Genomic DNA, 24,534 nt, shown 5'->3' on the forward strand with positions numbered 1-24,534 from the left:
ATCGTCACGAAGCGCCCCGGCGGCCGCGGAACGGAGCTCGGTGATCAGCGACGGCATGGCCGAAGTCCTGCGGTCGCTGCGCCTCGGTGAGGGCGGCGATCCCGCGCAGGCCTGCGTCCGGGCGCTGGGTGCCGAAGGCGTCGCCCTGTCGCTGCTGGTCGGCGCCGCCCGCACGGCCGAGCCGCTGTGGTGCCATCCCGGGCTGAGCGCCCGTTTCGAGGAACTCCAGTTCACCCTGGGCGAGGGCCCCGGCCCGGAGGCCGTCCACACCGGCACGCCCGTGCTGGAGCCGGACCTGGACCGGGTGCGCCCCGAGCGGTGGCCCGTGCTGCTGTCGGCCGCGCGCGACATGGGCGTCCAGGGTGTGTGCGGGTTCCCGCTGGGCATCGGCGCCATCCGGGTCGGCGTACTGACCGTGCTGTGCGCCGGGGACAGACGGATCAGCGAGCAGCAGTACGCCGACGCCACCGCCCTGACGGCCGCCCTGACCGGTGCGTTCCTGAACGGCAACGGGCACGCGAACGGCACCGGACCCGGACCCGGACCGGACGCGATACCTGACTGGCCGACCGGGCTGAACCGCCCCGTCGTGCACCAGGCGACCGGCATGATCAGTGTCCAGCTGGGCGTGCCCATCCAGGAAGCTCTGTTGCGCCTGCGGGCGCACGCCTACGGCAGTGAACGCCCCCTGGGAGAGGTCGCGGCGGACGTGGTCGCCCGGCGACTGCGCTTCGGCGACGAATTGGACGACGATATGAGCGGGCCGTATTCGCCCGACAGTGGAAAGGGATGATCGCCATGGCCCGCGAACAACGTCTGGCCGAGATCTTCGTGGAGGTCGCGGACTCCCTGGTCGAGGACTTCGACGTCATCGACCTGCTGCACCGGCTGTCCTCGCGCTGCGTCGAGCTGCTCGACGTGTCGGCGGCCGGCATCCTGCTCGTGGACGCGCACGGCGAACTGCAGATCATCGCCGCCTCGGACGAGCACACCCGCCTGCTGGAACTCCTCGCGCTCCAGCACGACCAGGGACCGTGCGTCGAGTGCTACCGCACCGGCGCCGCCCGCACCAACATCGACCTGACGCGGGCCGAGGTGACCGCGGCCTGGCCGCGCTTCGCGACGCAGGCCCGCGAGACCGGGTACGTGACCACGCACGCCATTCCGCTCCGGCTGCGCAACCGGGTCGTCGGCGCGCTCAACCTCTTCCAGACCACCCCGCACCGCCTGGGCGACGACGACATCGCCCTCGCCCAGGCCCTCGCCGACGTGGCCACCATCGCCGTACTCCAGCAGCGCACGCTGGAGCAGTCGCACGTCGAGAACAGCCAGCTGCAGAACGCGCTCACCAGCCGCATCCTCATCGAGCAGGTCAAGGGTGTGCTGGCGGAGCGCTGGAACACGTCCGTCGACGACGCCTTCACCGCCTTCCGCTCCTACGCCCGCGCCCGCCACCTGCGCCTGTCGGATCTCGCGACGCAGATCATCGGGGGCGACTTCGACACCAGGACCATCCCGGCACCACCGCGCGCGTCGTAGCCGAGGCCGGGTCAGGCGCGGCGCGCGGCGACCCGGTCCGCGGACGGCCAGTGCACGTCGTAGGCCCAACCGGCGCGCTCCATCAGGCGGATGACGGCGGCGGACGGGTCGATCTGGCCGCGGTCGACCCCGTGCCGGGCGCTGGTGGGGTCGGCGTGGTGGAGGTTGTGCCAGCTCTCGCCGAAGGAGAGCAGGGCCAGCGGCCACAGGTTGGTGGCGCGGTCGTGGCGCCGGGTGCGGAAGGGGCGTTCACCGATCATGTGGCACAGCGAGTTGACGCTCCAGGTGACGTGGTGGAGCAGCGCGATGCGCACAAGTCCCGCCCACAGCAGGCCGGTTACGCCGTACAGCCAGCTGCCGCCGATCGCCCAGCCGAGGCCGAACGGCAGCGCGAGCGTGAGCAGGCACAGCCACGGGAAGGCGCGGGAGACGGCCCGGATGTCGGGGTCGGCGACGAGGTCGGGGGCGTAACGCTCGGGCGGTGTCTGCTCGTTGCGGAACAGCCAGCCGACATGGGCGTCGAACAGTCCGTGCAACTGGCCGCGCAGATGGGTGCCGTAGCGGTACGGCGAGTGCGGGTCGCCGGGCCGGTCGGTGAAGGCGTGGTGACGGCGGTGGGTGGCGACCCAGCCGATGACGTCGCCCTGGAAGCTCATCGACCCGGCCACCGCGAGCGCGATGCGCACGGGCCGGATCGCGCGGTACGAGCCGTGGGTGAGCCCGCGGTGGAAGCCGACCGTGACACCGAGACCGGTGACCGTGTAGAGGACGGCCGCGAGCACGATGTCGACGGGGTGGATGAGCCGCCCCCACAGCAGCCAGCCGGCCAGGCCGAGTCCGACGAACGGCAGGACGACGATCGCCGCGGTGACGCCGACGTAGATCCGGTCCCCGCTGTCCCGGACGGGCGCCGCGGCGTCGTCCGGCGGGAAGGCGGAGGTGCCGTCGTAGGACGGGGGCGGCGGGGAGGTGTCCGAGAAAAGTGTGACACTTTCCCCGAAAGTGTCACACTTTTTCGGGGTAGGGGGTGGGGCGGAGACGGTCGACATGCGGAACTCCTCGGCCTCGCTGCGGATGGCGCGGCCGGGGTCACGGGCTGCCCCTGTGAAGGGAAACGCGAGGGCACGGCGCCGGAGCGGGACATCGGCACGCGAAGGCCTCGGTCCTTCCACGGTACTCCGGCACACACCGGAACGCGTCGGCCGGGAGCGCGTGACCGCCGCGTTGACACGAACCGTCGCCGCACGTTGACTGGCAGCACGGCGCAGGGCAGTGGCCGGTGCACGGACGATCCCAATAACGCCTTCGGGCGGGACGGAAGCGACTCCCGATGATGTACGACCAGACACGCGCCCAACAACCCGCGGGCCAGAACCGCACCCCCTCCGAACGCCGCACCCCGGGCCCGGAGCCGCTGCTCCCGTCGAGCGAGCGGGACAAGGTCCTCCAGCGGCTGCGGCACGCCCTCAACACCTTCGCGGACACCCCGCGCGATGCCCTGGAGGAGGCGGAGAGCGCCTACGACGAGGCCACCGCCCAGCTCGTGACCGCCCTCGCCGCCCGCCGCGACCTCCTCCGCGCCGCCTGGGCGGACCAGGACCCCGAGTCCGCGTCCCCGTCCGAGGCCGACTCCGAGGAGTTCCGCACCGCACTGCGGCAGTACCGCGAGATCACCCAACGGCTGCTCCAGCTCTAGCAGTTGGGCGGAGGCTCAAGGATCGGTGGGCATCATCCCGGGCCGCTCGCCCGGGTGATCGCCGACTCCACCGCCCCGATGCGCTCGGCCAGCACCCCGAGGGCGGCGACCGCGCGGCGCAGCGGTTCGTCCTCCGCCGCACCCCGCTCCCGCACGTACGCCGCCTTCAACTCGCCCCAGCGCACGGCCTGTTCGCCGGTCAGCGTGCCGCGCAGCTCCCTCAGCTTCAGCAGGTTCGCCTCGGCGTCCGCCCCCAGCGTCTGCGCCTCGGCGGTGTAGTGGTCGTCCAACACCGCCGACAGCTCACGGGAGTTCATCACCGGCTCGACGCGCTGGGCGACGCGGTTCATGGTGCGGTACGACCCCTGCAGCCGGAACGGCGGTTCCGTGCGGGCCGCGTCCGTCGTCGCCGCCGACGCCATGTACGCGGAGTTGACCGCCAGGACGGTGTTCCGGGCGGCGATGAGGTGCCTCAACACCCCTACGATCCGGGCGAGTTCGGCGGGGTCGCAGGTGTAGGACAGCCGGTCCGCGCGGGCCGTCGTGTCGCCCTCCGCCAGCCGGATCAGCAGGTCCAGGTCGGCACGGTCGCGGCCGGCGAGCGGGGCGAGGACCGGGTTGGAGGTCAGCGCGTTCTCCAGGAAACTCAGCGCGAACACCGCCTCCTTGCCGGTCAGGACATCGCCGAGGTTCCAGACGTCGGCACGGTTGGCCAGCATGTCGGGGACCCGGAAACGCCCGCCCGACTCGGTGTAGGGGTTACCGGTCATGCAGACGGCGAACCGTTTCCCCCGTAGGTCGTATGTACGCGGTACGCCCTCCCGCACGCCCTCCACCCGCCGCGTCGCATCGCACAACGGGATGAATTTCTGCAGGAGTTCGGGCGAGGTGTGCTGGATGTCGTCGAGGTGGAGCAGCACGTTGTTGCCCGCCGCGAGCGCGAAGTTGACCTTCTCCACCTCCTGCCGGGCGGTCGCGTTCGGCGCCTCGGCCGGGTCGAGGGAGGTGACACCGTGCCCGAGGGCGGGCCCGCTGACCTTGACCAGCACCAGCCCGAGCCGGTCGGCGACGTACTCCATGAGGGTCGTCTTGCCGTACCCCGGCGGCGAGACGAGCAGCAGCAGGCCGCCGCCCGTGCCGGGGTTCCGCCCCTCCCCCGTCGTACCGATCTGCCGGGCCAGGCTGTCGCCGACCAGCGGGAGATACACCTCGTCGACCAGACGCCCCCGCACGAAGGACGACAACACGCGCGGCCGGTACTCGTCGAGGCGCAGCCGGGCCCGTTCCGCCGCCACCAGTGCCGTACGGCGCCGCTGATACGCGCGATGACCGGGGACATCCGATGCCCTGAACTCCCTTGTCCGGGCGAGGAGTTCATCGACCCGGAGCGCCAACGACCCCGCCTCGATGCGCGGGTGCGTGCCCAGCAGTCCCCCGACCGTCTCCGTCAGCCGCGCGTCCGACTCGTAGCGCCGGGCATCCGGGCAGAGTTCGGCGGCCACCGCCTCCGCGAGGTCGCCCGGGTCGGCCTCGGTGCCGGACGCCGTCGTGTACGCGGTCAGCCACGCCTCCACCAGCTGGCGGCGGGCGGCCAGGTCGTCGACGGCGAGCACATCGTCGTCGTAGGCCGAACTCCCCACCGTGCGGCGGAACTTGTCGAGGAGGGTGCGTGCGGCGGCGCTGATCACGAAGCCCTCGGGGCCGGTGGTCAGTTCGTCGAAGAGGTACGCGGCGGCGGGCTCGCCGGTCCGCTCGGCCAGTTCCGCCAGGAAGTCGGTGACGGCCGGGGTCGGTCCGAAGGTGTCGCGGGCCCGCGCGAGCGACCGCGCCCGGCGCGTCCAACTCGCGCGCTCCTCCGGGCTCGTGCCGTGCGTCCAGAACAGCAACGCCCTTGCCCGGGCGGCCGGTTCGTGCCGCAGCAGGCCCGCGCCCTCGTACCGGCGGAGCAGCGCGGCCAGGATCGCGGTCGCGTCGTGGTCGTGCACACCGCGTTCGTAGCCCTCGTCGTACGACTCCTGCGCGGCCCGGCGGACCAGGGCGGCTAGGTCGGGTTCCTGGGCGAGGGCCTGGGCGCCGTGTTCGTCGAGGAGGCGGGCGGCGAGGTGTTCCGCGCGGTAGACCCGCGGCGATTCGGAGGGCAGCGGGCGGTCCCAGAAGCGACGGGTTTCCGCGAACTCCGGGTCCCTGACCGGGGTTCGGTAGTCCGTGCCGGTGAGCGCGAAGGCGAGGCCGTCGCCTGCGGGGACCAGGGTGAGGTCGAGGGGCTCGGTGTTCACGGCGAAACGGTGGCGGCCCAGGCGCAGGATCCGGCCGCCGTCGGTGTAGAGGTCGGCGCGGTCACGCAGGGCGCGGACCGCCTCCTCGCGGGCCGCCGCGAGCCGTCCGGTCAGCTCCTCCGCCCTCATCCGGTCGCCCAGGTCCCGGAGTTGGCCGGCGGTGCGGCGGATCTTCGTCACCATCGGGTCGGAGGCGAAGTACGTACTGACCGCGTCGGCGTCGGCGAGCGTGGCCGCCCGGCGCCCCACCGCCTCCAGGACCCGGTTCGCCGAGACCGCCAACTGCTCCGCTCTACGGCCGCGTTCGTCGGCCAGCGTCTGCTTGCGGGCGGAAAAGGTCTCGTAGATCTCGGTGCGTCTGCCGGTCAGTTCGGCGAGGAAGTCGTCGAAGTCCGCGAAGCGCGCTTCCAGGTTCTCCAACTGCACCAGCAGCCGGGTGAGTTGATCGTCACAGGCCTGCGGTGTCGCCGCGTCCGCGAGCGCGCCGGTCACCGCCTGGCCCAGCAGCGCGAACTCGGCCGCGAACTCCGCCCGGCCCTCCCGGTCCTGAAGCTCCCTGCGCCGGGCGTCCAGCGTGGCGCGGGCCCGGTTGACCCCGCCGAGCACCTCGGCGATCCGCTCCAGGATCGACGTACGGACCGTGGCGTCACCGATGTCCAGCCCGGCGATCACCTCGGTCACCGTCCGCAGCCCGTCGGCGAGTTCGTCGAGCCGGGCGGCCACGGGTGCCGATTCGGCGACGGTGGCCAGCTCCCCCGCCTCCGCGATCAACTCACCGATCAGTTCATGGTGTCCGGCGAACGCGTCCTCGCCCGCCAGGAACGCGACCGCCCGCTGCCCGAACGCCCCGAGTTCCGCCTCCGCCCCGGCCGCCGACTCGTCGATCCGCGCGGTGTCCGCGTACCGCGTCTCCTTCAACGTCAGCAAGTGCCCCTGCGCGCGCCGGAGTTCGGTCAGTCCGGCGACCCACCCGGCCGCGTCCCGGGGCACCTCGCCCCGCAACCGTCGTACGAGCCCGGTGAGCCGGCCGGTGGCATCGTCAAGGGCGTCGGCCGCGCGGGCGGTGAGCGTCCTGACGGTCTCGAACTCGGCCAGGACCTGTTCCGCCGTGACCCGGACGTCCGCCAACGGACCGCCCAGATCCCCGAGTTCGGCATCCCCGAGCCAGTGGTACGAGTCCGCCGCCCGGACACACGCGCCGACCAGCGCCTCGTACACCTCCGCCGTGGGCTCCATCCCGGCGACCGCACCCGCGAGGGACAGACAGTCGGAGATCCCCCGCACGAGATCGGCGTTCCCGACGCGGAACAGCGGCCCTGAGCCCAAGAGTTGTGCGGCGGCATACGTGTCCGAGACATACGGAGTACGCCACACCCGCACCGGATGAACCCGCGCCGCCTCCCCCTCCCCGACCGCGCGCAGCACCGTCAGCACACCGTCGTCGAAGAGCGCCCACCCCTGACAGGACAGCGGGTTGGCGACCTCCTTGCGGATCATGTTGTACGGCAGCAGGAGGCTCCGCCCGGGCACCCGCGCCCGGTACGCGAACAGCACGTCCTCACCGTTGGGCGAGCGCACCACCCGCTCCGACTCCAGCCCGGCGGTGTCCACTTCGAAGGTCTTCCACACCCCCGTGGCCAGGCAGTACCCGCCCGGGAACACGATCCCCTGCTCCTCGGGAAGCCGCTGACACGACAGCCCGATCCCGTCGAGCCGGACGACACCCCTGGTCAGCGTGTTGAAGACCAGGTAGCGGTGGGCCTCCTCCTTGTAAGGACGCACACGCAGCAGCACCAGCACACCCACCCGCGCATACGCGATCTCCGCGTCGGCCGCCGACTGCAACGGTTCGTCCACCGGCTCGGAGTAAATCCCCTCCCTCGTCTCGGTGTTGTCCTCCACCTTGACGGTGAGACTGCCGCCCACCGTGTCGACGTACAGCCCGTCCTGGATCCGGACGTGCGGGTGCCGGCCGGGGACGAGGTCCTCGCGGGTCGTCGCCGTCCAGTCGACGTCGTACGGCGGCGGGAGGACGTGGTCGCGTTCGCCGTGCGCGTCCAGGAAGGTCGCCGACCGGCCGTCGTCCATGAGGGCCCAGCGCAGCACCCGGATGTCGTCGGCCTTCTCGCCGGTGCGGAAGACGGCCAGCAACTTGCCTTCGAGGCAACGGAGTTGGAGCAGGCGCGCGTGGCGGTAGTACCGGTGCAGGGCGGTGAACTCCCGTACGAAGTCCGGGTCGTCGAGGAGTCCGGGTACGGCGTTCTCGGGCAGTCGGCGCAGGTCGTGGCGGTCGTGCAGGGCGAGGACGTCGGCGACCGTCGTCTCCCGGGTGACTCCGAGGGAGACCTGGCGGCCGAAGAGCAGCGTGTCTCCTACGGCGACGAGGTCGCGCGGGGCTGCCGGGTGCTCGGTGTCGAGGCTTTCGGTGCCGGTGAGTTCGAGGCGGGTGGAGCCGAACTCCTCGGTGCGGCGGGCGTTGAGCGTCTCCGCGCGGCGGGCGAGTTCGGCGGCCTGTGCGGCGAGGCGGTCGCGCAGGACCTCGTAGGTGCCGGTGTCCAGGCCGGTGGTCATGGGTCCCTCTCGGATTCTCAGGAGGTGAGTCCGGAACTGCCGTCCCCTGTGCGGCAGTTCCGGACCGTGTGTGGGGGTCAGGCCTTCGCCGGGTGCCCGTTGAGCGCGGCCAGCGGGGTGTCCGCCAGGCCCAACTCACCTGCCTTGTCCAGCAGTTGCCGTACCTGACCGGCGTTCGCCGGGTCCGAGGTCATCAGCTTCACCAGCAGCGCGGACACGGTGAGGTTCTGCACGTCGGCCGTGGAGACCGGGCCGAGGACGCGGGCGAGGTCGTCGGCGATGTTCGACGTGCCGTCCAGCCAGGGACGCGCCAAGGCCTGCGCCGTCTGGGAGTTGGAGACGAAGCCGTCGACGCTCTTACCGAAGGAGATCGACGACATGAGCCGGTCGAGGAAGACCGAGTCGCCGCCGACGATGTCGATGTCGGCGTGCTCCAGACCGGTCGCGAGGACCGTGGCCTGCGCCTCCGCGACCTGCCGCTGAACGTCGAGACCCGCCAGCCGGATCTCCTTCTCGGCCTGCAACCGCAGCCGGTACTCCTCGTGGCCGCGCGAGGCGTCGTCGAGGGCGGCCATCGCGGCGGCCTTCTCGGTGAGCCCTTCTGCCTCGGCCTTGAGCTTCTCGCCGATGCCGGTGGCTTCCGCGAGCGCGTTCGCCCGTACGCCTTCGGCCTGCGCCAGCACCTTGGCCTGCGCACCTTCGGCCTCCGCGAGCGCATTCGCCCGCACGCCCTCCGCCTCCGCGAGCACCTTGGCCTGCGCACCTTCCGCTTCCGCGAGCGCGTTCGCCCGCACGCCCTCCGCCTCCGCGAGCACCTTCGCCCGGGTGCCCTCGGCCTCCGCGCGCAGCCGGGCCTCGGTGCCTTCCGCCTCCGCGCGCAGCCGCGCCCCCGTGGCCTCGGCCTCGGCGCGGCCGGCCTTCACGGTGACCTCGGCCTCCTTGTCGCGGACCTGGACCTCGGCGAGTCCGGCCGCCGCCGCCTCCGCCTGGATGCCCTCGGCGAGCCGGAGCTTGGCGCGGGCGTCGAGGTCGGCGGACTTCAACCGGGCCTCGGCGAGGGTGAGTTGCTCACCGGCACGGTGCTTGGCGGCGGCCTCCGCGGCCTCGGCCCCCTTGATGTCCTTGACCAGTTTCTCCTGCGCCTCCGCCTCGGCGGCGATGATCACGGCCTGACGGGTGCGCTCGGCCTCCTCGACCACCCGCAGCTTCTTGATCGCCTCCTCCTGCTCGGCCACCGTACGGTCCACGGCGATCCGCTCCCGGACCACGTCCGCGACCTCGCGGCGTTCGGCCTCGACCTCCTTGTCCTTGGCGATCCCGGACAGCGAGGTCTCCCGTTCCCTGGCGATGACTTCGAGGAGGCGGTCCTTCTCGATGCGCTCGTTCTCGACGGCGATGACCCGCTCGCGGTTCTTCTGCGCGACGGCGATCTCGCGGGCCTGGTTCTCGCGCTGGACGCCGAGTTGCTCCTCGGTGCGGAGGAACGCGGCCTGCGCGCCCAGCCGTTCCTCCTCCTGGACCTTCGCGGTGGCGGCCTCCTCGCGCGCCCGCAGGACCTCCACCTCACGGCGCTGCTTGATCTCCGCCTCGGCCTGCCGGCGTTCCAGCTCCAGGATGGTCTCCCGGGCGTCGACGTTCTGCCGGGTGATCTCCTTCTGCTCGGTGCGCTGGAACTCGTTGGTGCGGACGTGCTCGATGGTCGTCAGCTCGGTGATCTTGCGGATGCCCTGCGCGTCCAGGATGTTCTGGTTGTCGAGCTGTGTCATCGGTGTCTGTTCGAGGAAGTCGATGGCCGCGTCGTCGAGGTGGTAGCCGTTGAGGTCGGTGCCGATGACCTGGATGATCCGGTCCCGGAACTCCTCGCGCTTGGTGTAGAGATCGACGAAGTCCAGCTGCTTGCCCACCGTCTTCAGCGCCTCGGAGAACTTCGCGGCGAAGAAGTCCTGGATCGCCACCGGGTCGCTCGCGGTCTGGGTGCCGATGGCCTGCGCGACCTTGATGACGTCCTCGACGGTCTTGTTGACCCGCACGAAGAAGCTGATGTGGATGTCGGCGCGGATGTTGTCCTGGCAGATCAGGCCCTCGCGGCCGGTGCGCCGGATCTCGATGGTCTTCACCGAGATGTCCATGAACTCGGCCTTGTGCAGCACCGGCAGCACGACCGCCCCGGTGAAGGTGACATCGACCTTCTTCGTCTTGGAGACGATCAGCGCCCGCCCCTGCTCCACCTTCCGGAAGAGCCGGCCGACCACCAGGAGCAGGGTGAGCGCGATGAGCAGGACAACGGCGACGAACACACCGATGCCGACGGTGATGGCGTTCATGACATGGGTCCCCAAGGAATGAGAAGGGTGAGGAAACGGGCGTGGGCCAACAGGAGTTGACCAACAGGCGTAGGCAACGGCCGTAGGCCGACAGGCGTTGGCGGCCTATCCCGTCGTGCCGGGGCCGGTCCTCGGGTCGAGCGCGCTGTCGTAGGGCGCGACCCAGAAGAACTCGCCGGTCTCGTCGTAGGCGTAGAGCAGTCCGGTGCTGCCGCTGGCGAGGGCGCCCTCACCGGAGTCGCCGCCCGTCTGCCGGACCTGGACCACCGCGGCCGAGCCGTCCGCGGACCTGACCTCGGCCTGGCCGAACCCCGCGTCGACCCGCCCGGTGCGGATCGTGCAGGTCAGCCCCACGAAGTCCAGCCGGGACGGCCCGTGTTCGTCGGGGAACAGGCGGTGCAGGGGTCGTACGAACAGCTTGGTCGCCCGCCAGGAGACGTACACCGTGCCGATCAGCACGGCCGCCCCGACCAGGACTCCGACCGGGCCGGACGGGACGAGCAACACACTCGCGCAGTAGCTGATCAGCCAGCCGACGGAGACGAACAGCGAGAAGGCGAGGGTCACCGGGACCCCGCCGAGCCCCCAACCGTCGCCGTGCGCACGGGAGTTGAGGTGGGCATGGGCGTGTCCGTGGGCGTCCGCCGCGCCCAGCGCGACCAGCAGCCAGAACAGGACGACCACGGCGAGCGCGGCGGTGAAGACGACGGTGGGAAAACCGGTCGCGGCAGCGAAGAACGCCCCCATGATCCCGGCCCCCCGTCCGCTGTCCGCTGTGTCCACGACGCGTTAAGACTTCAGGGATCCGCGGATCGTGGTTCCGGTGCCGACCACCTGCCGGTGTCCGGCACCGGAACCTTCCGCGGTGCTCCCCTGGCGCCATGGTGCACGCGGGGTGCGCGCCCGCGCATTGCCGGAACCCGGCAGTGTTCATTAGGGTCTTGATGCCGGTGACGCGCTAAGAAAGCGTCACCGGGGCGTCAAGAAAACAGGGGGCGGAGTTGCCGGAGCGCGGAATACCTGAGCAGTATCTGGCGGGGTATGCGCGGCTCCTGGCGGAGGTCGCCGGCACCGGACGCCGCCTGACCCGGGCCGAGTTGGAGGCCCGCCGCACCCTGGGCGAGCAGGCGGCCGAGGCCGGTCACGGACTGCGTGCCCTGGTCAACGCCCATCTCGCCGCCACCCGCACCGCCTGGCCGCAGACCCCCGGTGCCGCCGACTGCACCCTTGCCGCGGTGCAGCAGGTGGTCGACGCCTTCGCCGAGGGCTACGAACGCGCGCAGCGGCTCGCCGTACGCCAAGAGGAGGCGGCGCGGCGGGAGTTCATCGACGACCTGCTCTACGGCCGCAGCGATCTGGGCCGGCTCGCGGAACGCGCCGAGCGCTTCGGACTGCGCCTCTCCCACTCGCACGCCGTCGCCGTGGTCCAGGGTCCGACGCCGTACGACGAGAGCGCGCCGGTGCCGCGTCAGGTGGAGCGCGCGATGATCAGCCGTTTCGGTGACCGCAACATCCTGCTCACCACGAAGGCCGGCCGGATGCTGTGTGTCGCGCCCGGCGACCAGGACGACATCCTCGCCCACTTCGCCAAGCAGTCGTACGCCGCCGAGGAGGGCACCCGCGCGGCGATCGGCCGGCCGCAGCCGGGCGCGGGCGGCATCGTCCAGTCGTACGAGGAAGCTCTGAACACGCTCGAACTGGCCGAGCGGCTCGACCTGGAGGGCCCCCTCCTGCGCGCCGCCGACCTGCTGGTCTACCCGGTGCTCACGCGCGACCGGCAGGCGATGGCGGATCTGGTGCTCGACGCGCTGGGCCCGCTGACCAGGGCGCGCGGCGGTGCGCGCCCGCTGCTGGACACCCTGTCGACGTACTTCGACTCCGGTTGTGTGGCGGCGGAGTCCGCGCGCCGGCTCTCGCTGAGCGTGCGTGCGCTGACGTACCGTCTCGAACGCATCCATCAGCTGACCGGCGCGGACCCGGCGGACCCCGGCCAGCGGTACACGCTGCAGACGGCGGTCATCGGGGCCCGCCTGCTGGACTGGCCCGACAAGGAGCTGTGAGGAGCCGGCACGCAAAGAGCGACCTCGCGCCCGGATGGATCTACGGCGGCGTGGTCGCTCGGGGTGTGCGGGGACGTGCGGGCGGAGGCGTCAGCCCAGGGTGGTGCCGATGTACGAGGACGAGTCCGGGCCGGAGTCCGTGGGGTTCTCCGTGGCGGGAGCCGGTGCGGGCGCCGGGGTGGCGGGCGCGGGCGGGTTCTCGTGGCAGGTGAAGCCGAGCCGGGAGAGGGCCCTGGTCACCTCGAAGGCGGTGAAGTCACGGCGGTCCTGCTTGGTGATGACCTCGCCGACCTGCTTGACCGGGTACAGCTTGCGGCTGATGACGGCGCACTGGCCGGTGACGGGCTGCTCCGGGCGGATGCCCTTGAGCATCTCCTCCACCTCGCTCTTCGTCAGATCGAAGGGGTAACGGGCGATCACGCAGCGCATGGTGCCTCACCAAGGGGTTTCGAGCGGGAGGAGAGGGGAGGATTTCTCCTCGGGGAAAGCCGGGGATGCCGGGGAAGCCGAGAACGGCCGGGGAACGGCAGGTAAATGAGCAGATACGAAAAGGGACCCGCACCCAAGGTGCGGGCCCCTGTTTCGCAGCTTCGCGTGCTTAGGCGGGAACGATGTTCTCCGCCTGCGGGCCCTTCTGGCCCTGCGTGATGTCGAAGGTCACCTTCTGACCTTCCTGCAGCTCGCGGAAGCCCTGGGTGGCGATGTTCGAGTAGTGGGCGAAGACGTCAGCGCCGCCGCCGTCCTGCTCGATGAAGCCGAAGCCCTTTTCCGCGTTGAACCACTTCACGGTACCGGTGGCCATGTCTTAACTCCTAGGCAGTGCACGAGATCCGCACTTTACGAATCTCCTCCATCGCCGTGATGATCACCTGCACCGGAGGTCCGGTTCAAAATTGGCAACCACAACTGCAACTGAAGTCAGCCTAGCACGGAACCCTTTTCCGCGACGGGGGAATTGGGCGAGAAAAGGGCCGCCCGAAACGGTGAATTTCTGTTTCGGGCGCATCAGATTTTCTACCGATGGGATGAGCGGCGCAGCTCCTCATTGACGCGCAGGGCCTCGTCCAGCCGGTCCTCCAGGCTGATGATGCGGCACGCGGCCTCGATGGGCGTCCCCTGGTCGACCAGCTCGCGCGCGCGGGAGGCCGTACGGAGCTGATGGCGCGAGTAGCGGCGGTGACCGCCGTCCGACCGCGTCGGGGTGATCAGCCCGGCCTCGCCCAGTGACCGGAGGAAACCGGGGGTGGAGGAGATCAGCTCGGCGGCCCGGCCCATGGTGTAGGCGGGGTAGTCGTCGTCGTCGAGCCGGTCGGCCGTGGGCTGCTGGCTTTCTGCGGGCATGTACACCTTTCCTGCGGGCCGCCCGGGGCGGGATCGGCCTGCCGCGGGAGCTGGTTCCCCCGTACGAGAACTCTAGTCGCACCCGGGGAATCTCTGTCGCGGCGAGCACAGATGTTCTGGCGCCGATTGACGCTCTCAGGGGGCCAGAACCAGCACCCGACAGGTGCCCGGAAGCCGTGGATCAAGACCGCCCGAGCCCCGCAGGGAGCCCCGTTCGGGTGCTCGCCCGGGGTCCGCCGGGGCTCCCGCGACGTCCTGCCAGCCCCATGCCCGGTAGGCCGACAGGGTCTCGGTGTCGGTGCGGGGCACCAGGGTGACGCCGAGGGCCGGCGCGTGATCGGCGAGCAGCCGGCGTTGCAGGCGCCGGGCGAGGTTCCACTCCCGGTCCTGGTAGTGGGTGCGCACGCGGGGCGGGACGACGATCCCGGAGACCGCGAAGAGCCCGCCGGTGACCGCGAGGACGTGCAGCGGCCGGGGCAGCCGGGTGTCGTGGCCCTGCCACCAGGGATCGGCGGCGCGGACGGGGAAGCCGTAGGCGCAGGCCGTCAGGGTCGTGTTCTCGGCGATCAGCAGGGTGAAACCGGGGCGCCGGACGTCACCGGCGAGGCGTCGCAGGAAGGCGGTGCGGGAACGGTTGCCCCTGCGGGTCCCGCCGCAGGTCTCCTCGTACAGCACGCCGAGGTCCTGGAAGCGGTCCTCGATCTGGCGGCGGCTGAGGGGGCGGACGCGGTCGCCTTCCCAGGGGGACGGGCCGCGCTCGCGGTTGGACGCGCCGGGCTCATGACCGGACATGCCGGGCTCGTGGCCGGACGTGCCGGTGTCGTGGCCGGATGCGGGCCACGGCTTCCCCCAGCTCGCCGTACCGGCACCGCCGTGTCCGGCGGGGGCCGCGGGCGCGTCCGCGGTCACCGTCACCGGCCGACCGGGCACATTCACGGTCATGGGCTGAGCCCTGCCCCGGGCGCGGACGCATCCGCCCCGGCGTCGTGGTTCGCCGAGAACGGCACCGGCGCGATCCGGTGCACGAGAAATCCTCGGTCCTTTCACGGTACGCCCGCGGACCGCGGAGGGCCTCGGAGTGCCTCCGGCGCAGGCCGGTCCGCCCGGGCCGGGAGTACGGTGAGCGGTACCGGGAGTTCTCCGCACCTCGGCTCTGGCGCCGTCGTCGTTCCCAGTGCACCACAGCACCGGACCGCCGCACGACGGACGGCCGGGGACAGGGACCGCGACATGAACGCGCCCACGGACACCCACAGTTCGCCCGCCTCGGACACCGACGCCGCTTCCCCGGACGTGGAGCAGACCGCCCCGCCCGCCCTCCGGCTGCGCCTCGCCGCCCACACCTCCGTACCCCGCCGCCTCGACGGAGCCTGGTGGCCGTACTCCTACGACGTCCTCACCGAGGTACCGCGCCTGCTCGCCGGGCTGCCCCGGACCTGGGGCCACATCGTCAGCGTGATGGTGAACGGGCGGGTCTGGTCGACCGCCCCGGGCCGGATGCTCGTGGCCAACCAGGTCGTACGGCTGCACCGGACCACCGCCGTGCACGCCCCGAACACCGTCGTCCTGCTCGCGCCGGGGCGCGGCCGCTGGGACCTGCTGGTCGTACCGCCGGAGCTGACGGAGGAGACGGCCGAGCCGATCATGGCCGCCGCGGTCGCCAACGTCCTCTGAAACCGGGCCAGTTACTGGCTCCAGGTGTTACCGATTCCAGTTGTCACTGGTTCCAGCTCTCGTCGTACGGGTCCTTCGGCGTCGGGACCGGCTTGGCCTGGGTGACCTGGAAGTAGGGGATCGGGCGGTTGTTGATGGGGTCCTTGGTCTGCTTGGGGGTGTAGGTGCCGGTGATCTCCAGCCAGGTGTCGGGCTGAAGTACCGGTGGGATCTTGCCGGTCAGGGCGATCTTCACCGGCTGGGCGTCCGCGGCACAGCAGTTGAGGGCCATGCGGACGAGGAACGGGGCGCCCGACTTGTCCAGCGCGACGAAGCCGGTGACCTTCAACTGCCGGGTGCCCAGGGACCGTCCGTGGTCGTAGACCGCGCGGCTCGCGTAGTCGACCAGGCCGAGGGTGAGCGGGTTGCTGTCGGGGAGCTTGAGGAGGCCGTACGGCTGCTGGAGGGCGGTGCCGGTGCGGACCGCGCTGTAGGAGCCGAGGGCCGGCGGGGCGACCAGGATCAGGGCGAAGAGGGGGAGGATCAGGAGCCAGGAGATACGGGGTTCGCGGTGGACGTGTCCCTCGTGGGCGGCGTCCTCGTGGCCGTGCTCGTCGTGGCCCCCGGTCTCGGTGTGGGCCTCCGCGTGGGCTTCCATGTGCGCCGCGTGCGCTTCCGCCTGGGCCTTCTCCCGCCGCGTCCGGCGCCACTCGTACCAGGCCGTGGCCAGTGCGGTGACGATGAGGACCGCGCCGGAGAGCAGGAGGAGCGGTTGGAGGCCTGCCTTGACGTAGCGCAGGTAGAGGTTGGTGAAGCCCGCGTGCAGGAGGGCCGCGCCGACGAGGAACAGGACGGCCGCCTGTGCCTGCCGGTTCACAGGAGCACCGCCCCGGTGACGACCGCGCCCGCGATGGCGAGGACGAAGGTGGCGGGTGCGAAGCGCATCGCGAAGCCCCGGCCGAAGGTGCCCGCCTGCATGGCGAACAGTTTCAGGTCGATCATCGGGCCCACCACCAGGAACGCGAGTTTGGCCGTGAGCGAGAACTGGGTGAGCGACGCGGCGACGAACGCGTCCGCCTCCGAGCAGATCGACAGCAGCACGGCGAGGATCGAGAGGGCGAGGATCGCGACCACCGGGTTGTCGGCGGCCGTGCGCAGCCAGCTCGCGGGTGCCACCGCCTTGAGCGTCGCCGCCGACATCGCGCCGAGGACGAGGAACCCGCCGGCCTGCATCACGTCGTGCCGGACCGAGCCCCAGAACGCGGCCCCCTTGGTCTCCCCCTCGTGCGGTTCGTGGGCGGGCAGGCGCAGCCAGTCGGTGCGGCCGATCCGCGTCCACAGCCAGCCCATCACGCAGGCCACGAGCAGGCTGCCGGCGAACCGGGCGAGCACCATCTCCGGGTTGCGCGGGAACGCAACTGCCGTCGCCGTCAGCACGATCGGGTTGATCGCCGGGGCGGAGAGCAGGAACGCGATCGCCGCCGCCGGGGTGACGCCCCGGCGCACCAGCGCTCCGGCCACCGGCACCGACGCGCACTCGCAGCCGGGGAGGATCGCGCCCGCCATGCCGGCGATCGGCACGGCCAGCACGGGGTTCTTCGGCAGCGCGCGGGTGAAGAACGTCGCCGGTACGAACACCGCGATCCCGGCCGACAGCAGCACACCGAGCACCAGGAAGGGCAGCGCCTGCACGACCACGGCCACGAAGACCGTCATCCAGCTCTGCATCACCGGCGCGGACAGGGCCTGACGGATCGGGCCCTGCGCCAGTACGACCACGAGCAGCACCATGGTCAGCACGAGCGGCGAGTTGACCTGCCAGCCGTCCTTCGACTCTTTCGCGGGCGCGGCCGGTGACCCCTTGGCGGGCGCGGCCGGATTCGCGTCCGGCTTCGTGTTCGCCTTCGTGTCCGGTCGCACATGCTGTTCCGGCGGCGTCTCCGTGGTCGGCGCGGCTGGTTCGGTGGTGATGGCCACGAGTGAGGTACCTCCGGCAGACGCCTGGTTTCGCGAGTTTTGCTCCCTGTCTCTGCATACGGCAGTCGGGGCACGGGTGTTCAGCGGAATACTGGAACCACCCGCCTCCTTGGGGCAGTCTTTCCCCTCGTGGCGAGCAGCGTTCCGAATCAGACCCCTCCGGGCAGCGCCCGGGCACACATGGTGGTGTGCGGCGACGACGCGCTCGCACACCGGCTCGCCGTCGAACTCCGCAGTGTCTACGGCGAGCAGATCACCCTCGTCGTCCCGCTCTCCGACGCCACCGCCCGCCCACCGGTCGTCGGCCGCGCGCGTGCCGCCTCGGCCGCGCTGCTCGACCGGGTCAACGCGGCGGTGAGCCGGGCCAACGGCAACGGTGGCAGCGGCGGCACCGCACCGGTCGCCCCCGAACCCCCGCGCGGGGAGCGGGTGTTGGAGGTCGCCGAGCTGACCGAGGCCGTGTTCGCCGAGGCGGGCGTGGACCGGGCGACCGCGCTGGCCCTCGTCTACGACGACGACGAGACGAACATCCGCGCCGCCCTCACCGCCCGCCGCCTCAACCCCCGTATCCGGCTGGTGATCCGCCTCTACAACCGGCGGCTCGGCCAGCACATCGAGGAACTCCTCGACCAGGCCGCCGCGTTGGCGACCGGCGACGGAGCGGGCGGCGGGTCCGGTGCCGGGTTCGACGCGTCCACCACCGTCCTCTCCGACGCCGACACCGCCGCGCCCGCGCTGGCCGCGACCGCGCTCGCCGGTACCAGCAAGGTCGTCCAGACCGACGGGCTGCTGCTGCGCGCGGTGGAACGGCCGCCGCCGGGACCCGGGGAGGTCGCCGATCCTGGCCTTGCCACGCTCGCCCTGCTGTCGGCGACGAGCAGCGACCCGGCCGGCGCGGACGGCTCCGAGGGCATGGGCGAGCACGGCCCGCGTCTGCTGCCCGACGCGGCGGCCGTAGCCTCGGCCACCGGGCGCGGAACCATCGTCCTGGAGCAGGTGTCGTACGCCGGGCCGCAGTTGGCGGTCGGGCGCAGGGGCGGTGTCGTCCCGGCGTGGTCCTCGCTCTTCTCGCGGCGGCTGCGGTGGTCGCTGGCGGGCATGGTGGCGTGTGTGATCGCGCTCGCCGTCTCGCTGTGGCTGGTGACCCACATCCATCCCGTGACCGCCTTCTATCTGACGCTGCTCGATCTCTTCGCGATCGACGACCCCGCGATCGGGGCGCCGTTGGGGCGGCAGATCCTTCAACTCCTGTCCGGCTTGGTGGGGTTGCTGATGCTGCCGGTGCTGCTGGCCGCCGTGCTGGAAGCGCTGGGCACCTTCCGTACGGCGTCCGCGTTGCGCAAGCCGCCGCGGGGGCTCGGCGGGCATGTCGTGCTGCTCGGGCTCGGCAAGATCGGCACCCGGGTGCTGACCCGGCTGCGCGAACTCAACATCCCCGTGGTGTGCGTCGAGGCCGACCCCGAGGCCCGCGGGCTCGCGGTCGCGCGCCGGCTGCGGGTGCCGGTGATCCTCGGTGACGTCACCCAGGAGGGCGTCCTGGAATCCGCCAAGATCCATCGCGCCCACGCCCTCCTCGCGGTCACCAGCTCCGACACGACGAACCTCGAAGCGGTGCTGTACGCCCGTTCCGTGCGGCCGGATCTACGGGTCGTACTCCGGCTGTACGACGACGACTTCGCCACCGCCGTGTACCGGACCCTGCGGGCCGCGCACCCCGGTGCCCTGACCCGGAGCCGGAGCGTGTCCCATCTGGCCGCGCCCGCGTTCGCCGGGGCGATGATGGGGCGGCAGATCCTGGGCGCGATCCCTGTCGAGCGGCGGGTGCTGCTGTTCGCGGCGATGACCGTGGGCGGGCATCCCCAGCTGGAGGGCAAGACGATCGCCGAGGCGTTCCGGGCGGGGTCGTGGCGGGTGCTCGCGCTGGACACGGCGACGCGGGACGCCTCCGAGGACGTACGGCGGTCGGGGTTGGTCTGGGACCTCCCCGACACGTACGTCCTGCGGGACTCGGACCGGGTTGTGCTGGCGGCGACGCGGCGGGGGCTGGCGGAGTTGCTGGGGCGCAGGCCTCGGGACCGGATGGGGACGTAGGGAGCGGGGACTTCGGATCCCCGCTCCTCACGCGACTCCCGAGAGGACCAACCCTTTGGGAAACCCTGCCTACTTCCCCAAGTGCCGCTCCGCGAAGTCCAGTTCCAGCTTCACCTGCTTGATCCGCTCGTCCACCACCAATGACCCGTGCCCCGCGTCGTACCGGTACACCTCGTGCACGGCACCCCGCGACTCCAGCCGCTTCACGTAGTTGTCGATCTGGCGGATCGGGCAGCGGGGGTCGTTGACGCCGGCGGAGATGTAGACCGGGGCCGTGACCTTGTCGACGTAGGTCAGCGGGGAGGATGCCTCGAAGCGGGCCGGGACCTCTTCGGGGGTGCCGCCCAGGAGGGTGCGGTCCATGGCCTTCAGGGCTTCCATCTCGTCGTGGTAGGCCGTGACGTAGTCGGCGACCGGGACCGCCGCGATGCCCAGGGTCCACGCGTCGGGCTGGGTGCCGATGCCGAGGAGGGTGAGGTAGCCGCCCCAGGAGCCGCCGGTGAGGATCAGGCGGGCGGGGTCGGCGAGGCCGGAGGTGATCGCCCACTCCCGGACCGCCGCGATGTCCTCCAGCTCGATGAGGCCGACGCGGTACTTCAGGGCGTCGGTCCACGCGCGGCCGTAGCCGGTCGAGCCGCGGTAGTTGACCCGGACGACCGCGTACCCGTGGTCGACCCAGGCCGCCGGGCCCGCCGAGAAGGAGTCGCTGTCGTGCCAGGTCGGGCCGCCGTGGATGTCGAAGACCGTGGGGAGGGGGCCGGTGGCGCCCGCCGGCTTCTGGACCAGGGCGTGGATGCGGCCGCCGGGGCCCTCCACCCACACGTCCTCCACCGGGACCGAGCCGGGGGACTTCAGGCCGGGCGGGTCCAGGACCACCTCGCCCGTCGTCGAGCGCACGGCGGAGGGTTCCGCGGCCGACGACCACAGGTACTCCACGCTGCCGTCCGGCCGGGCCGTCGCGCCCGAGACCGAACCGGGCGGTGTCGGCACCTTCTCCAGTCCGCCCGAGGCGAGGTCGTAGCGGAAGACCTCGCTGCGGGCCTCGAAGCTGTGCGCGATGAGGAGGGCCGAGCCGTCCGGGTACCACTCGGCGCTCACGTCGCCGGGCAGGTCCAGGGACAGGTCCGTCTCGCCGCCCTTGACCACGTCCCACACCAGGGGCTCCCAACGGCCGCGCCGCTGATGGCCGATGAGGAGACGGGTGTCGCCGTCGACGGGTGCGAAGCCGAGCACCTCAAGGCCCAGCTCCTCGGTACCGCCCTTCGTGTCGTCCAGGTCGGCGACCGCCGTGCCGTCCGGGCGCAGGACGCGCAGCGCGGAGTGCATCGCGTCGCCGTGCTCCGTGTGCTCGATGGCGATCAGCGAACCGTCGTGCGAGAGGTCGCCGACGCCCGCCGACTCGCGGTGCCGGTAGATCAGCGTGGTCTCGTCACCGGTGCGGGCGAGGTGGATCGTCGTACCGTCCTCGTCCGTCGAGCGGCCGACCACGGCGGTCCTGCCGTCGCGCGCGAGGGCGACCCCGGCCGGGTAGGACGGTTCGAGGCCGGGGACGGCGGGTTCGTCCGGTCCTCCCTTGAAGGGCTGGCGGCGCCAGACGCCGAACTCGTCGCCGTCCTTGTCGTCGAACCACCAGATCCACTCCCCGTCCGGGGAGAGCACACCGTCCGTCGTGCCGTTCGGCCGGTCGGTGACCTGGCGTTGCTCGCCCGTCGCCCGGTCCCAGGCGTACAGCTCATACGTCCCCGTCGCGTTCGACACGAACAGGGAACGGTCGGGTGCGTCCTCCGCCCAGTCGGGCAGGGACACGCGGGGCGCCAGGAAGCGCTTCTCCCAGTCCGGTGTGTTCTCGGACCCGTTGCTCTCAGTCATGGCCCCATACTGCCCGCCCACAACGACATTGCACTGACCGGATCCTCAGCCTGTGGATAACTTCGACCAAGTCCCGGTCGGAGCATTGCCGACGCCCGGTGAACCTTCGGGCCGACCCCCGGGCCAACGGCCTCACGACAGCCCCGTACCGTGGACGGCGTGTACCGGTTTCTGCTGACATCGCGCTGGTGGGGCATCAACGTCTTCGTACTGCTCGCCATCCCCTTCTGCATCTTCATGGGGTCGTGGCAGCTGAGCCGGTTCCAGGCGCGCGTGGACAGCAGCCACCAGGCCACCCGCCAGGTCGAGACCGACCGCACCGAAGCGGCCCGCCCCCTCGCCTCACTGCTCCCGGTCGACCAGAGCACCTCGGGCCGCCGGGCCACCGCGACCGGCCGCTACGGCAAGCAACTCCTCGTCCCGGACCGCCAGTTGGGTGAGAAGAACGGCTTCTACGTCCTGACCCTGCTGCGCACCGACGACGGCAAGGCCCTCCCCGTCGTCCGCGGCTGGATCCCCGGCAAGCCCGACGCGGCCGAAGCGCCGGCCGCGCCCACCGGCGAGGTCACCGTCACCGGCTCGCTGCAAGCATCCGAGACGCCCGGCGACAACGGAGTCAGCGCCCAGGGCGGCCTGCCCTCCGGCCAGACCGCCGCGATCAGCGCGGCCTCGCTGGTGAACCTGGTGCCGTACCCCGTGTACGACGCCTGGATCACCCTCGACAAGGGCGACTCGGGGATGACGGCCGTACCGGCGACCGCGCCCGCGAACACCGGCCTCGACCTGAAGGCGTTCCAGAACCTCGGTTACACCGGCGAGTGGTTCGTCTTCGCGGGCTTCGTCGTCTTCATGTGGTTCCGGCTGCTGCGCCGCGAGGTGGAGTTCGCGCGCGATGCGGAGCTGGGCCTCATCCCTGAGGACGAGAACGAGGAAGCGGCCCACGCCACCGTCTGACGTGGCCCGACACGGACACAGCCGGGTCCCCCGACCCGGCTGACCACCTGTAGACATGCGGTCCGGTCTACGACCCCGCCAGCAGGCCCGTCCGGTAGACCGTGCCCGCGCACGCGTTCGGCACCGTGGCCGTGACCGTCGGGGAGCCCGCCTCCGCCGTGTGCGTGACCTGCACGCTGCCGTCGAGCGTGCCGTCCTCCAGGAGCTGGGTGGACGTCCCGGTGTCGCCGCTCGTGGACCCGCTGCTGGTGCTCGCGTCCTCGGTGGGCGTCGGGGTGGGCGTCGAACCGCCGGTGGTGGTGCCGCCGGTGCTGGTGCCGCTGGTGGGGCAGGTCTCGGAGGGCACCCAGGCGAACTTGACCACGTAGGAGGCGCCTGCCTGGAGCACCAGCTGGGAGGCCTCCGTCGACGGGTCGGGCAGGCCGGCCGCCGCGTCCCCCGAGCTGTGCTGCACCACGGTGATCTTGTTGGAGTCGGCCGCACCTATGGCGGAGGTGCCCACGGTGCCAGGGCCGCCGACGGTACAGCTGGTGCCGGAGGTGTTGGTGACGCTGAAGGTGCCGTAGACGATGCCCGCCGAATCGGCAGCGTCCACCGTCGAGTTCGAGGCGCCGAGCTGTTCGGCCGTGCAGGCGAGCGCGGCCGTCCCGGTGCTGGCCGAGGGGTTCGCGCTCACGGTGCCGTGGCCGGGGGTCTTGCCCGTGCCGTCGTTCTTGTGGCCGCCCGGGTTCTGCGAGGCCTGCCCCGAGGTGCCGCCCGAGGTGCTGGAGCCGCCGTCCGGGTCCTTGCCCTGGCTGGTGCCGCCCTGCGCCTGTGAGCTGTTGCCCATGATGGACGGATCGGCGTCCGAGCCGGTGGAGTTCGAGACGTGCACGAGGGCCGGGATCGCGGTGCCGAAGAAGAGCACGGTGGCGGCCATGCCGACCAGTGCCTGGCGCTTGCGGGCCCGGCGGGCCGGTACCGCCTTGCGCAGGTGGTCCAGCGTGCCGTCGCGCGGCTCGACCTCCTGGACCGCCTGGTGCAGCAGCCGCCGTAGCGCCAGCTCGTCGGGGTCGAAGCCTTCGGGGTTGTCCCTGTCAGGGGTGTCCCCCCCGAAGTTCCCGAAGTCCTCAGGGGTGTCCCCGGGGTTCTCGGGGTTGTCGGGGTTGTCCCCTCCGGGGTGTTGCCCGTCGAGGCTCGGCCCGGTGGGGCTCTGTTCGTCGGGGCCGTGGTTCACAGTTCCGTTCCCAGCATGTGTTTCGTTCGGCGGTTCCTCGCGCGCCCAGGTCGGGCCGCGCCGGATGTCCGGCTCACGCCGTTCACGCGAGCCGTTTCCCTCGGCCGTGCCGTTTCCGTCGGCCTTGTCGCTCATGCCGTGGCCTCCATGGCGATCCGGAGGGCGGCGATCCCGCGCGAGCCGTAGGCCTTCACCGAGCCCAGCGATATGCCGAGCGACTCGGCGACCTGCGCCTCGGTCATGTCCGCGAAGTAGCGCAGGACCAGGACCTCGCGCTGGCGGCGCTGAAGTCCCTTCATGGCCTTGATGAGGGAGTCGCGCTCCAGCAGGTCGTACGCGCCCTCTTCCGCGCTGGCCATGTCCGGCATCGGCTTCGAGAGGAGCTTGAGGCCGAGGATGCGGCGGCGCAGGGCCGAGCGGGAGAGGTTGACGACCGTCTGGCGCAGATAGGCCAGGGTCTTCTCGGGGTCACGGACACGTTTGCGCGCCGAGTGGACCCGGATGAACGCCTCCTGGACGACGTCCTCGCAGGAGGCGGTGTCGTCGAGGAGGAGTGCGGCCAGGCCGAGCAGCGAGCGGTAGTGCGCCCGGTAGGTCTCGGTGAGATGGTCGACCGTCGTTCCGGCCGCGACGGCGTCGTCGACACCGTCGCGCTGGTTCGGGATGCGGGCGGGCCGCGCTGCGGGCATCGGCGCGATCACCGGCATGCCGCCGGGCGCACGGGATCCACGCGGAGGCCGGAGGGCCGTTCCGCGTGCCGCAGTGAAGTCGAGTACCTGAGCCACGCCAGTTGGACACGCTTCCCCCCTTGGGGGTTGTACGCGTCGGCCGTCACATTTACGTCAGACGAAACAAACAGTCCACACACCTGTCTGCTGCCACCGCCCACCTGCCCGGCGTCATCACCCACCCGTCTGGTGTCAGGCAGCACAACCGGCAGTGCGTCGAACACCCTCATGCCTACCCG

General features: G+C 71.5%; 20 protein-coding genes. 7 read left to right on the forward strand and 13 right to left on the reverse strand.

The window, feature by feature from the left end:
* Positions 1-40 precede the first annotated feature (40 nt).
* The gene (locus tag OG407_RS24350) at positions 41-793 is read left to right on the forward strand and encodes an ANTAR domain-containing protein (RefSeq protein WP_405861143.1); all 753 of its coding nucleotides are present in this window, start codon (positions 41-43) and stop codon (positions 791-793) included.
* Entirely contained in the window at positions 790-1,539 is a 750-nt protein-coding gene (locus OG407_RS24355) for a GAF domain-containing protein (RefSeq protein WP_405861145.1), read from the forward strand. The genes OG407_RS24350 and OG407_RS24355 overlap by 4 nt, the downstream gene beginning before the upstream one ends.
* An 11-nt stretch (positions 1,540-1,550) precedes the next feature.
* Here the strand turns inward: OG407_RS24355 and OG407_RS24360 are convergent, their stop codons facing one another.
* Positions 1,551-2,588, reverse strand: coding sequence for an acyl-CoA desaturase (locus OG407_RS24360; RefSeq protein ID WP_405861147.1), 1,038 nt, complete (start codon positions 2,586-2,588; stop codon positions 1,551-1,553).
* Positions 2,589-2,869: 281 nt separating this feature from the next.
* Here OG407_RS24360 and OG407_RS24365 point away from each other — a divergent pair, with 281 nt between their 5' ends.
* Complete coding sequence (locus tag OG407_RS24365) at positions 2,870-3,235, forward strand: hypothetical protein (RefSeq protein ID WP_403596050.1); 366 nt, start codon at positions 2,870-2,872, stop codon at positions 3,233-3,235.
* Between the two features lie 32 nt (positions 3,236-3,267).
* Here the strand turns inward: OG407_RS24365 and OG407_RS24370 are convergent, their stop codons facing one another.
* The 3 genes from OG407_RS24370 to OG407_RS24380 all read right to left on the reverse strand — a co-directional run bounded on the left by OG407_RS24370 (position 3,268) and on the right by OG407_RS24380 (position 11,153).
* On the reverse strand, positions 3,268-8,082 hold the full coding sequence (locus tag OG407_RS24370) for a DNA repair ATPase (RefSeq protein ID WP_405861149.1): 4,815 nt from the start codon (positions 8,080-8,082) through the stop codon (positions 3,268-3,270).
* Between the two features lie 77 nt (positions 8,083-8,159).
* Positions 8,160-10,406 carry a flotillin family protein gene (locus tag OG407_RS24375; RefSeq protein ID WP_405861151.1) on the reverse strand — a complete coding sequence of 749 codons (2,247 nt, stop codon included), beginning with the start codon at positions 10,404-10,406 and terminating at the stop codon, positions 8,160-8,162.
* Positions 10,407-10,511: 105 nt separating this feature from the next.
* Positions 10,512-11,153, reverse strand: coding sequence for a hypothetical protein (locus OG407_RS24380; protein ID WP_405861153.1), 642 nt, complete (start codon positions 11,151-11,153; stop codon positions 10,512-10,514).
* A gap of 254 nt (positions 11,154-11,407) precedes the next feature.
* Between OG407_RS24380 and OG407_RS24385 the strand changes: the two genes are divergently transcribed.
* Positions 11,408-12,466 (forward strand): PucR family transcriptional regulator, encoded by a 1,059-nt coding sequence (locus tag OG407_RS24385; protein ID WP_405861155.1) that lies wholly within the window; start codon positions 11,408-11,410, stop codon positions 12,464-12,466.
* A gap of 90 nt (positions 12,467-12,556) precedes the next feature.
* Here the strand turns inward: OG407_RS24385 and OG407_RS24390 are convergent, their stop codons facing one another.
* From OG407_RS24390 to OG407_RS24405, 4 genes are all read right to left on the reverse strand, one after another.
* Positions 12,557-12,895 (reverse strand): SCO5918 family protein, encoded by a 339-nt coding sequence (locus OG407_RS24390; RefSeq protein WP_327402431.1) that lies wholly within the window; start codon positions 12,893-12,895, stop codon positions 12,557-12,559.
* A 169-nt stretch (positions 12,896-13,064) separates the two neighbouring features.
* A complete protein-coding gene (locus tag OG407_RS24395; protein WP_019063123.1) occupies positions 13,065-13,268 on the reverse strand; it encodes a cold-shock protein in 204 nt (67 codons plus the stop codon).
* 212 nt (positions 13,269-13,480) lie between these two features.
* Positions 13,481-13,807, reverse strand: a complete 327-nt coding sequence (locus OG407_RS24400; RefSeq protein ID WP_405861157.1) for a MerR family transcriptional regulator — start codon at positions 13,805-13,807, stop codon at positions 13,481-13,483.
* A gap of 135 nt (positions 13,808-13,942) precedes the next feature.
* Positions 13,943-14,749 (reverse strand): hypothetical protein, encoded by an 807-nt coding sequence (locus OG407_RS24405; protein WP_405861159.1) that lies wholly within the window; start codon positions 14,747-14,749, stop codon positions 13,943-13,945.
* 288 nt (positions 14,750-15,037) lie between these two features.
* Here OG407_RS24405 and OG407_RS24410 point away from each other — a divergent pair, with 288 nt between their 5' ends.
* A complete protein-coding gene (locus OG407_RS24410) occupies positions 15,038-15,481 on the forward strand; it encodes a DUF5994 family protein (RefSeq protein ID WP_405861161.1) in 444 nt (147 codons plus the stop codon).
* Positions 15,482-15,524: 43 nt separating this feature from the next.
* On the opposite strand, the gene OG407_RS24415 is transcribed toward OG407_RS24410, so the two are convergent.
* Together OG407_RS24415 and OG407_RS24420 are read right to left on the reverse strand one after the other, a co-directional pair.
* On the reverse strand, positions 15,525-16,337 hold the full coding sequence (locus OG407_RS24415) for a TIGR03943 family putative permease subunit (RefSeq protein ID WP_405861163.1): 813 nt from the start codon (positions 16,335-16,337) through the stop codon (positions 15,525-15,527).
* The gene (locus tag OG407_RS24420; RefSeq protein WP_405861165.1) at positions 16,334-17,437 is read right to left on the reverse strand and encodes a permease; all 1,104 of its coding nucleotides are present in this window, start codon (positions 17,435-17,437) and stop codon (positions 16,334-16,336) included. The genes OG407_RS24415 and OG407_RS24420 overlap by 4 nt, the downstream gene beginning before the upstream one ends.
* 180 nt (positions 17,438-17,617) lie before the next feature.
* Between OG407_RS24420 and OG407_RS24425 the strand changes: the two genes are divergently transcribed.
* Entirely contained in the window at positions 17,618-19,528 is a 1,911-nt protein-coding gene (locus OG407_RS24425) for an NAD-binding protein (protein ID WP_405868564.1), read from the forward strand.
* A 69-nt stretch (positions 19,529-19,597) separates the two neighbouring features.
* Here OG407_RS24425 and OG407_RS24430 read toward each other — a convergent pair whose 3' ends face one another.
* A complete protein-coding gene (locus OG407_RS24430; RefSeq protein ID WP_405861167.1) occupies positions 19,598-21,397 on the reverse strand; it encodes a prolyl oligopeptidase family serine peptidase in 1,800 nt (599 codons plus the stop codon).
* Positions 21,398-21,556: 159 nt separating this feature from the next.
* On the opposite strand from OG407_RS24430, the gene OG407_RS24435 reads away from it, so the two are divergent.
* Positions 21,557-22,351: an SURF1 family protein gene (locus OG407_RS24435; protein WP_405861169.1), complete on the forward strand. Its 795-nt coding sequence runs from the start codon at positions 21,557-21,559 to the stop codon at positions 22,349-22,351.
* A gap of 67 nt (positions 22,352-22,418) precedes the next feature.
* Here OG407_RS24435 and OG407_RS24440 read toward each other — a convergent pair whose 3' ends face one another.
* Together OG407_RS24440 and OG407_RS24445 are read right to left on the reverse strand one after the other, a co-directional pair.
* Entirely contained in the window at positions 22,419-23,702 is a 1,284-nt protein-coding gene (locus OG407_RS24440; protein ID WP_405861171.1) for a hypothetical protein, read from the reverse strand.
* Positions 23,699-24,274, reverse strand: a complete 576-nt coding sequence (locus OG407_RS24445) for a SigE family RNA polymerase sigma factor (protein ID WP_019063113.1) — start codon at positions 24,272-24,274, stop codon at positions 23,699-23,701. Before OG407_RS24445 ends, OG407_RS24440 begins: the two co-directional genes overlap by 4 nt.
* Positions 24,275-24,534: the final 260 nt, after the last annotated feature.

The organism is Streptomyces sp. NBC_01515, from assembly GCF_045040345.1.
GTDB lineage: Bacteria > Actinomycetota > Actinomycetes > Streptomycetales > Streptomycetaceae > Streptomyces.

Coding starts and splice junctions, on each gene's coding strand:
- OG407_RS24440 (WP_405861171.1), bottom strand. CDS start 23,702: ATGAGCGACAAGGCCGACGGAAACGGCACGGCCGAGGGAAACGGCTCG.
- OG407_RS24380 (WP_405861153.1), bottom strand. CDS start 11,153: ATGGGGGCGTTCTTCGCTGCCGCGACCGGTTTTCCCACCGTCGTCTTC.
- OG407_RS24430 (WP_405861167.1), bottom strand. CDS start 21,397: ATGACTGAGAGCAACGGGTCCGAGAACACACCGGACTGGGAGAAGCGC.
- OG407_RS24375 (WP_405861151.1), bottom strand. CDS start 10,406: ATGAACGCCATCACCGTCGGCATCGGTGTGTTCGTCGCCGTTGTCCTG.
- OG407_RS24370 (WP_405861149.1), bottom strand. CDS start 8,082: ATGACCACCGGCCTGGACACCGGCACCTACGAGGTCCTGCGCGACCGC.
- OG407_RS24365 (WP_403596050.1), top strand. CDS start 2,870: ATGATGTACGACCAGACACGCGCCCAACAACCCGCGGGCCAGAACCGC.
- OG407_RS24360 (WP_405861147.1), bottom strand. CDS start 2,588: ATGTCGACCGTCTCCGCCCCACCCCCTACCCCGAAAAAGTGTGACACT.
- OG407_RS24445 (WP_019063113.1), bottom strand. CDS start 24,274: ATGCCGGTGATCGCGCCGATGCCCGCAGCGCGGCCCGCCCGCATCCCG.
- OG407_RS24425 (WP_405868564.1), top strand. CDS start 17,618: ATGGTGGTGTGCGGCGACGACGCGCTCGCACACCGGCTCGCCGTCGAA.
- OG407_RS24355 (WP_405861145.1), top strand. CDS start 790: ATGATCGCCATGGCCCGCGAACAACGTCTGGCCGAGATCTTCGTGGAG.
- OG407_RS24390 (WP_327402431.1), bottom strand. CDS start 12,895: ATGCGCTGCGTGATCGCCCGTTACCCCTTCGATCTGACGAAGAGCGAG.
- OG407_RS24395 (WP_019063123.1), bottom strand. CDS start 13,268: ATGGCCACCGGTACCGTGAAGTGGTTCAACGCGGAAAAGGGCTTCGGC.
- OG407_RS24400 (WP_405861157.1), bottom strand. CDS start 13,807: ATGCCCGCAGAAAGCCAGCAGCCCACGGCCGACCGGCTCGACGACGAC.
- OG407_RS24405 (WP_405861159.1), bottom strand. CDS start 14,749: ATGACCGTGAATGTGCCCGGTCGGCCGGTGACGGTGACCGCGGACGCG.
- OG407_RS24410 (WP_405861161.1), top strand. CDS start 15,038: ATGAACGCGCCCACGGACACCCACAGTTCGCCCGCCTCGGACACCGAC.